Origin of the sequence: Nocardioides sp., from assembly GCF_035703625.1 — a bacterium.
Lineage (GTDB): Bacteria > Actinomycetota > Actinomycetes > Propionibacteriales > Nocardioidaceae > Nocardioides.
The window spans coordinates 1-7,389 of record NZ_DASSXS010000279.1 but is presented as its reverse complement, the minus strand read 5'-3'; the positions used below and the strand labels follow the sequence as shown (position 1 = coordinate 7,389).

At 71.7% G+C, this 7,389-nt stretch carries 6 protein-coding genes; all 6 read left to right on the top strand.

The window, feature by feature from the left end; genetic code table 11:
- The coding region (locus VFN12_RS14665; RefSeq protein WP_325119473.1) for a phosphoenolpyruvate carboxykinase (GTP) at positions 1–1,790 on the top strand (1,790 nt) is incomplete at its 5' end.
- 119 nt (positions 1,791–1,909) lie between these two features.
- A complete protein-coding gene (locus tag VFN12_RS14660) occupies positions 1,910–3,547 on the top strand; it encodes a DASS family sodium-coupled anion symporter (protein WP_325119472.1) in 1,638 nt (545 codons plus the stop codon).
- An 18-nt stretch (positions 3,548–3,565) separates the two neighbouring features.
- Positions 3,566–4,630 carry a tartrate dehydrogenase gene (locus tag VFN12_RS14655; protein WP_325119471.1) on the top strand — a complete coding sequence of 355 codons (1,065 nt, stop codon included), beginning with the start codon at positions 3,566–3,568 and terminating at the stop codon, positions 4,628–4,630.
- 9 nt (positions 4,631–4,639) lie between these two features.
- Positions 4,640–5,128 (top strand): SRPBCC domain-containing protein, encoded by a 489-nt coding sequence (locus VFN12_RS14650; RefSeq protein WP_325119470.1) that lies wholly within the window; start codon positions 4,640–4,642, stop codon positions 5,126–5,128.
- Positions 5,125–5,544, top strand: a complete 420-nt coding sequence (locus VFN12_RS14645; protein ID WP_325119469.1) for a YkvA family protein — start codon at positions 5,125–5,127, stop codon at positions 5,542–5,544. Before VFN12_RS14650 ends, VFN12_RS14645 begins: the two co-directional genes overlap by 4 nt.
- Positions 5,541–6,977, top strand: a complete 1,437-nt coding sequence (locus tag VFN12_RS14640; RefSeq protein WP_325119468.1) for an FAD-dependent monooxygenase — start codon at positions 5,541–5,543, stop codon at positions 6,975–6,977. The genes VFN12_RS14645 and VFN12_RS14640 overlap by 4 nt, the downstream gene beginning before the upstream one ends.
- Positions 6,978–7,389: the final 412 nt, after the last annotated feature.

Below are 7,389 nucleotides of genomic sequence, written 5' to 3'. Positions count from 1 at the left end.
AGAAGGTCCGGGAGTACGTCCGCTTCTACGCGGACCTCACCGGCGCCGAGCGGATCGAGGTCGTCACGGCCGCCGACGACGCCCGGCTGATCCAGGAGGCCCTGGAGGCAGGCGAGCTCGAGCCGGCCGGCGAGGGGCGCTACTACTCCCGCAGCTACTTCAAGGACACCGCCCGCTCCGAGGAGCGCACGATCGTCGCGACGAACGACGAGAAGGACAAGGGCGTCTACAACAACTGGCGCCCTGCCTCGGAGATGAAGCCCATGCTGGAGGACCGCATGCGCGGCGCCTCGCAGGGCAAGACGATGTACGTCATCCCCTACCTGATGGCGCCACCCGGCAACGAGCTGTCCCCCTGGGCCGCCGGTGTCGAGCTCACCGACACCCGCACCGTGGTGCTCCACATGATCCGGATGTCCCGCGTCGGCGTGCAGTTCGTCAACGACCTCGAGGACCCGGGCTCCTTCGTCCGGGCCGTGCACGTCACCGGCGACCTGGAGAACCTCGGCCAGGGCACCGACGACGACCAGCGCTACTTCGTCACCGTCGCCGACGAGCGCACGATCCTGCACTTCGGGTCGTCGTACGGCGGCAACGCGCTGCTCGGCAAGATCGCCCACGGCCTGCGCCAGGCCGCCTACGACGGCTGGGCCTCCGGCAAGTTCCTCGCCGAGCAGTTCATGCTGATCGGGATCGAGGACCGGGAGACGGGGAGGACCTACCACGTCTGCGGAGGGTTCCCGAGCGCGTCCGGCAAGACGAACCTCGCGATGATGCTGCCGCCAGACGCCCTCGGCGACCGCTACCGGGTGACCTTCTACGGCGACGACATCGCCTGGTTGTGGGTGAACCCCGACGACGGCCGGCTCTACGGGATGAACCCGGAGTTCGGGGTGTTCGGCGTCGCCAAGGACACCAACGAGAGGACCAACCCGACCGCCCTCGCCTCGGTTGGCGACGGCACGCAGGCGCTGTTCACGAACGTCGCCTACAACGACCACACCCACGAGGTCTGGTGGGAGGGGCGCACGCCGTCGCCGCCGGAGGACGTCACGGGGTGGCGGGACTGGAAGGGCGGCCTCATCTCGGAGCGGGAGGACGGCGACGACTCGCCGTGGGCCCACCCCAACAGCCGGTTCACCACGACGCTGGCCAACGTGCCCAACGTCGCGGCGGACTTCGAGGACCCGCGCGGGGTGCCGATCGACGCCATCATCTTCGGCGGCCGGACCCGCGACCGCGAGCCGCTCATCCGCGCGATCACCGACCTCGCCGAGGGTGTCTACGACGGCCTGACCCTGGGCGCCGAGGCGACGTACGCCGCCGAGGGCGTCGAGGGCCAGCTCCGCTACGACCCGATGTCGATGCGGCCGTTCATGTCCTACTCCGAGGGCGACTACGCCGCGCACTGGCTGAACATCGTCGGGCGGGCCCGCGAGCTGCCGATCTTCGCGCACGTCAACTGGTTCCAGCGCGACCCGGAGGACGGGCACTTCCTCTGGCCGGGTTACCGCGACAATCTGCGCCCGCTGCTGTGGCTGCTCCAGCTCAAGCACGGCGAGGTCGAAGGTCGACGGACCCCGGTCGGGATCCTCCCGACGCAGGAGGAGCTCAACCTCGAGGGGGTCGACATCACCGCCGAGGACCTCGCCACGATCCTGGACATCGACGTCGACCGCTGGCGGCAGGAGATCGGCCACCGCGCGGAGCACCTCGCCCAGTTCCAGGGCCTGCCGGAGGAGATCTGGGAGGCGCACCGGCGCATCGACGCCGCGCTCGCGGAGGACTGACCGACTGGGCCCCCGCCGGTCCGCCCGCCGACAGGGTTGCGGACGGCGGAAAGACCTTGTTAGGTGAGATGGTCTAGACAGTCTGGACATCTCGGGGGCCCGGCAACCTGGAGCAGCCAATGAGCACACCCACCGGTGGCGAGACGGCCATCGCGCCCCAGCGGCGAGTCGATGTCGAGGAGAGGCTCCTCGGCGGCACGACCTACAAGAGCCTCGGCGAGCAGAAGCTCTCCGAGGGCGAGGAGCGCTTCGAGCGCCGCCGCCGCAACGTCGGGTACGTCCTGGCGCCGCTCGCCGGCGTCATCCTCTACTTCCTGCCGCTGGACCTGCCCGCGGAGCAGCAGACGGTGGCCGCGGTCCTGCTCGCGGTCATCATCATGTGGATCACCGAGCCGATCCCGATCCCGGTCGCGGGGCTCCTCGGAGCGGCCCTGCTCATCCTGCTGGGAGTCGGCGAGGACCCCGACGAGATCCTCGCGCCGTTCGGCTCCGGCACCATCTTCACCTTCATCGGGGCGTTCATCCTTGCCCAGTCGATGCTCAAGCACGGGCTGGCGCGGAGGTTCGCGTTCCGCATCCTCGCGCTGCCCGGGGTCGGCAACAGCACCAGCCGCGTGATCATCGCCTTCGGCCTGATCACCTGCCTGATCTCGGCCTTCGTCTCCAACACCGCTACGGTCGCCATGCTGCTGCCGACCGCGATCGGGATCCTGGCCGTGATCGCCAACCTGATCCAGGACCAGAAGATCGAGGCCGGCGAGGACATCTCCGACTTCGACCCGACCCGGCTCCGCGTGGGGGTCGCGATCATGCTGATGCTGGCCTACGGCGCCAGCGTCGGCGGCCTGCTCACCCCGGTCGGCAGCCCGCCCAACCTGATCGGCCGCGCCCTCATCGAGGAGGCGACCGGCGAGACGATCCCGTTCGCGCAGTGGATGGGCCTCGCGCTGCCGGTCTGCGCGTTGATGTTCGTCGCCCTCACGGTCATCCTGCTGCTGCTCAACAAGCCCGAGATCAAGCGGATCTCCGGCGTCTCCGAGTACGTCGCCGAACAGCGCCGCGAGATGGGCTCGCTGAGCCGCGCGGAGAAGAACACCCTGATCGCCTTCGTCTTCACGGTGTCGCTGTGGATCCTGCCCGGCATCGTGGCCCTCGTCGCCGGCGGTGACTCCGCGGCGTACGAGACGATCTCCACCCGCCTCGACGAGGGCGTGGTCGCCATCCTCGGCGCCTCGCTGCTGTTCATGCTGCCGACCGACTGGCCCAGCCGCGAGTTCACCCTGAACTGGAGCGACGCGGCGCGGATCGACTGGGGCACCATCGTGCTGTTCGGCAGCGGCGTCATCTTCGGGACGCTGCTGGCCGACACCGGCCTGGCCGAGACGATCGGCAAGGGCAGCTACGACGCCCTCGGCCTGACCAGCGCGGTCGCGATCACCGTCTTCGCGGTGCTGCTCGCGATCCTGGTCTCGGAGACGACGTCCAACACGGCGTCCGCCGCCGTCGTCGTCCCGATCATCATCCCCATCGCCGCCGCGGCCGGGATCAACCCGTTCGTGCCCGCGCTCGCGGCGACGTTCGCCGCGTCGTTCGGCTTCATGCTGCCGGTGTCGACGCCGCAGAACGCCGTGGTCTACGGCTCCGGCGCGGTCCCGATCACCAAGATGATCCGGTCGGGCATCAGCTTCGACGTCATCGGGGCGATCCTGATCCTGCTCTTCCTGCCGTTGCTGATCCCGGTCTTCGGGCTCGGCTAGCCCGGTGGCGACCACCTGATGCAGAGCCACCGCATCGGCGTCATCCCGGGCGACGGGATCGGGCCCGAGGTGACGACCGTGGCGCAGTCGGTGCTCGAGGCCGTCGCGCCGCGCCACGGCCTGTCCCTCGACTACGAGGCCTTCGACTGGTCGTGCCGGCGGTACGTCGAGACCGGCGCGATGATGCCCGACGACGCGATCGCGGTGCTCGGCGGCTTCGACGCGATCCTGCTCGGCGCCGTCGGCTGGCCCGGGGTGCCCGACCACGTGTCGCTCTGGGGGCTGCTCATCCCGATCCGTCGCGCGTTCCGGCAGTTCGCCAACATCCGGCCGGCCCGCGCGTTCCCGGGCGTCGCGAGCCCGGTGCGCGGCGGAGACCGGCTGGACCTCGTCGTCGTACGCGAGAACGTCGAGGGCGAGTACAGCGAGATCGGCGGGCGCCTCAACCGCGGCTTCCCCGACGAGATGGCCGTCCAGGAGTCGGTGTTCACGCGCGTCGGTGTCACCCGGATCGTCCGGCACGCCTTCGAGCTCGCGCAGCAGCGGCGCGGGCGGCTCACCTCGGCCACCAAGTCCAACGGGATCGTGCACACGATGCCGTTCTGGGACGAGGTGGTCCGCGAGGTGGCCGGCGAGTACCCCGACGTCGAGTGGGACCAGCTGCACATCGACGCGCTGGCCGCCGCCGTGGTCCTCGACCCGGCGCGCTTCGACGTCGTCGTCGGCAGCAACCTCTTCGGCGACATCCTCTCCGACCTGACCGCCGCGGTGGCCGGCTCCCTCGGCCTCGCCCCGTCGGCCAACCTCGACCCCACCGGGGAGTTCCCCTCGATGTTCGAGCCGGTCCACGGCTCGGCGCCCGACATCGCCGGCAAGGGAATGGCCAACCCCGTGGCGGCCATCTGGTCGGCGGCGATGATGCTCGAGCACCTCGGCCACCCCGGGGCGTCGGCGCAGGTCCTGCGCGCCGCCGAGGCCTCCCTCGCCGACCCCACCACCCGCACCCCCGACCTCGGCGGGACCGCCTCGACGGAGGAGGCCGGCGCGGCCGTCATCGCCGCACTCGGCGATGACCGGCGCTAGCGTCGGGGCGTGTACTCCACCCAGATGACCGTCACGGTCCCCGCCTCCCCCGCGGAGGTCTACCGGGCGCTGCTCGACGCGGACTCGATCGCGCGCTGGCGGGTGCCCGACGACATGACCGCGCACGTGCACGAGTTCGACGCCCGCGAGGGCGGCCGGTTCCGGGTGTCCCTGACCTACGAGCTGGCCGGGGCGGACGCACCACGGGGCAAGACGACCGGGCACACCGACACCTACCACGGACGGTTCGTCAGCCTCGTCCCCGACCAGCAGGTCGTCGAGGCAACCGAGTTCGAGACCGACGATCCCGCGCTGCGGGGCGAGATGAGGATGACCACCACCCTCACCGCCCACGCGCGCGGCACCGACGTGACGATCGTGCACGAGGGGATCCCGGACGCCGTACCGAAGGACCAGAACGAGGCCGGCACCCGGATGGCGCTGGCCAGGCTCGCGCGGCTGTTCGAGCAGGGCGATCCGCCTACGCTTGCCCCATGACCAGGGCGTTGACGATCGCTGCGGCTCTGGTCGGCCTGTGGGCGTTGGCCTGCCTGGTGATGATGCTGCTCGCCCACCGGCTGCCGCCGGGGCTGATGCGACAGGTCGCGGAGTTCCTGCCGTCGTGCGTGACCACAGCACGGACCCTGCGGCGGGACCCCGCGGTGCCGCGCAGGGCGAAGGTGGCGCTGCTCGTCGCCGTCGTGTGGGTGGTCTCGCCGATCGACCTGCTGCCGGAGTTCCTGCCCGTCATCGGTCCGCTCGACGACGTCGTCGCGGTCATCCTCCTGCTGCGCTACGCCGCCCGCAGCATCCCCCGCGAGCGGCTGCTCGACGCGTGGCCCACGGATCCGCACCTGCTGGAGCGGCTGCTCGGACCCCAGGTCCGGCGGCGGCCCGGTCGGAGCCTGCGGTGATCGACGTCCTCGTCGCCGGCGCCGGGCCCACCGGCCTGCTGCTCGCGGGAGACCTCGCCGCCCAGGGCGTCCGGGTCACCCTGGTCGAGCGCCGGGCCGAGGAGTCGAACCTGACCCGCGCGTTCGCGGTCCACGCCCGCACGATGGAGCAGCTCGACGCGCGTGGCCTCGCCGATGAGGTCCTCGCCGGCGGCAACTCCGTCGACCGGCTGGGGGTGTTCGGGCGGGCCACCGTCGACCTGAGGTCGCTGCCCACGCGGTTCCCGTTCGTCCTGGTCACGCCGCAGTACGCCGTCGAGCGGGTCCTCGAGGACCGGGCGGCCCGGTTGGGCGCCACGATCCTGCGGGGCGTCCGGGTGCGCGATCTCGCCCAGGACGCGGACGGGGTCACGGTCGACTGCGAGGGCCTCGACGGCGAGGCGTCGCGGCTGCGGGCGTCGTACCTCGTGGGGACCGACGGCCACCACAGCGCCGTACGCGACGCGCTGGGCCTGGACTTCCCCGGGGCCTCGGTGGTGCGGTCGGTGATCCTCGCCGACGTGCGGATGTCCGATCCGCCGGCCGGCCTGTTGAACTTCAACGCCAACGGCGAGGGGTTCTTCTTCGTGGTGCCCTTCGGCGACGGGTGGTTCCGCGTGATCACGAGGGACCCCGACCGGGAGCTGCCCGATGACGCCCCGGTGGACCTGGCGGAGATCCGGGGTCTGGCCGAGCGCGTGGTCGGCACCGACTTCGGCATGACCGACCCGCGGTGGATGTCGCGCTTCCACAGCGACGAGCGGCAGGTGCCTCGCTACCGGGTCGGCCGCGTCCTCCTGGCCGGCGACGCCGCGCACGTGCACTCACCGGCCGGCGGGATGGGGATGAACACCGGGCTGCAGGACGCCGCCAACCTCGGCTGGAAGCTCGCCACCGTCGTCGCCGGCCGGGGCGGGGACCGGCTCCTCGACAGCTATCACGACGAGCGGCACCCGGTCGGCAGGATGGTGCTGCGGACCAGCGGCGGCCTGATCCGGGCGGCGCTGCTCCGGCGCGGCCCGGCCCGGGCGCTGCGCGACGCCGCGGCGACGACCGCGCTGCGCCTGCCTCCGGTCACACGGCGACTGGGGCTGCGGATCAGCGGACTGGGTATCGCCTACGACCCGCCCCCGGGCAGCCACCGTCCGGTCGGCACCCGAGCGCCGGACGTCACGGGTACCGACGGGCTCCGGCTCTACGAGGCACTCCGGTCGGGCCGCCACGTGCTGGTGGCGCCGAAGGGTTTCCCCGCGCCGACGGTCGACGGCCGGCTGCAGCTGCTGCCGCTCCACGCCGGCACCCCGCGTCTGGTCCGGCCGGACGGGTACGTCGGCTGGGCGGGTGACGGCGTCGACGGCCTCACCGCTGCCCTGGAGTACTGGGGCGTGCTCGGACCCGGCCAGCCGGGCGCCTAAGGACCGTCGCCGTCGTGGGCGCGCGGCTCACCCGCCACACCCGTCCCACTCCTCAGCCAGACCATGCACTTCCCGGGCATTGCAACGGCCGAGAAGTGCAGGTTTCCCCGGCCCGCCGGGGAAATTGACACGCAGCAGCTCGTCCGGAGGCCTGAGGACCGTCGCCGCCGTAGGCGCGCGGCTCACCCGCCCCTCCCGCCCCACCCCTCAGCCAGACCATGCACATCCCGGGCATTGCAACGGCCGAGAAGTGCAGGTTTCCCCGGCCCGCCGGGGAAATTGACACCCAGCAGCTCGTCCGGACGCCTGAGGACCGTTGCCGTCGTGGGCGCGCGGCTCACCCGCCACACCCGCCCCACCCCTCAGCCAGACCATGCACATCCCGGGCATTGCAACGGCCGAGAAGTGCAGG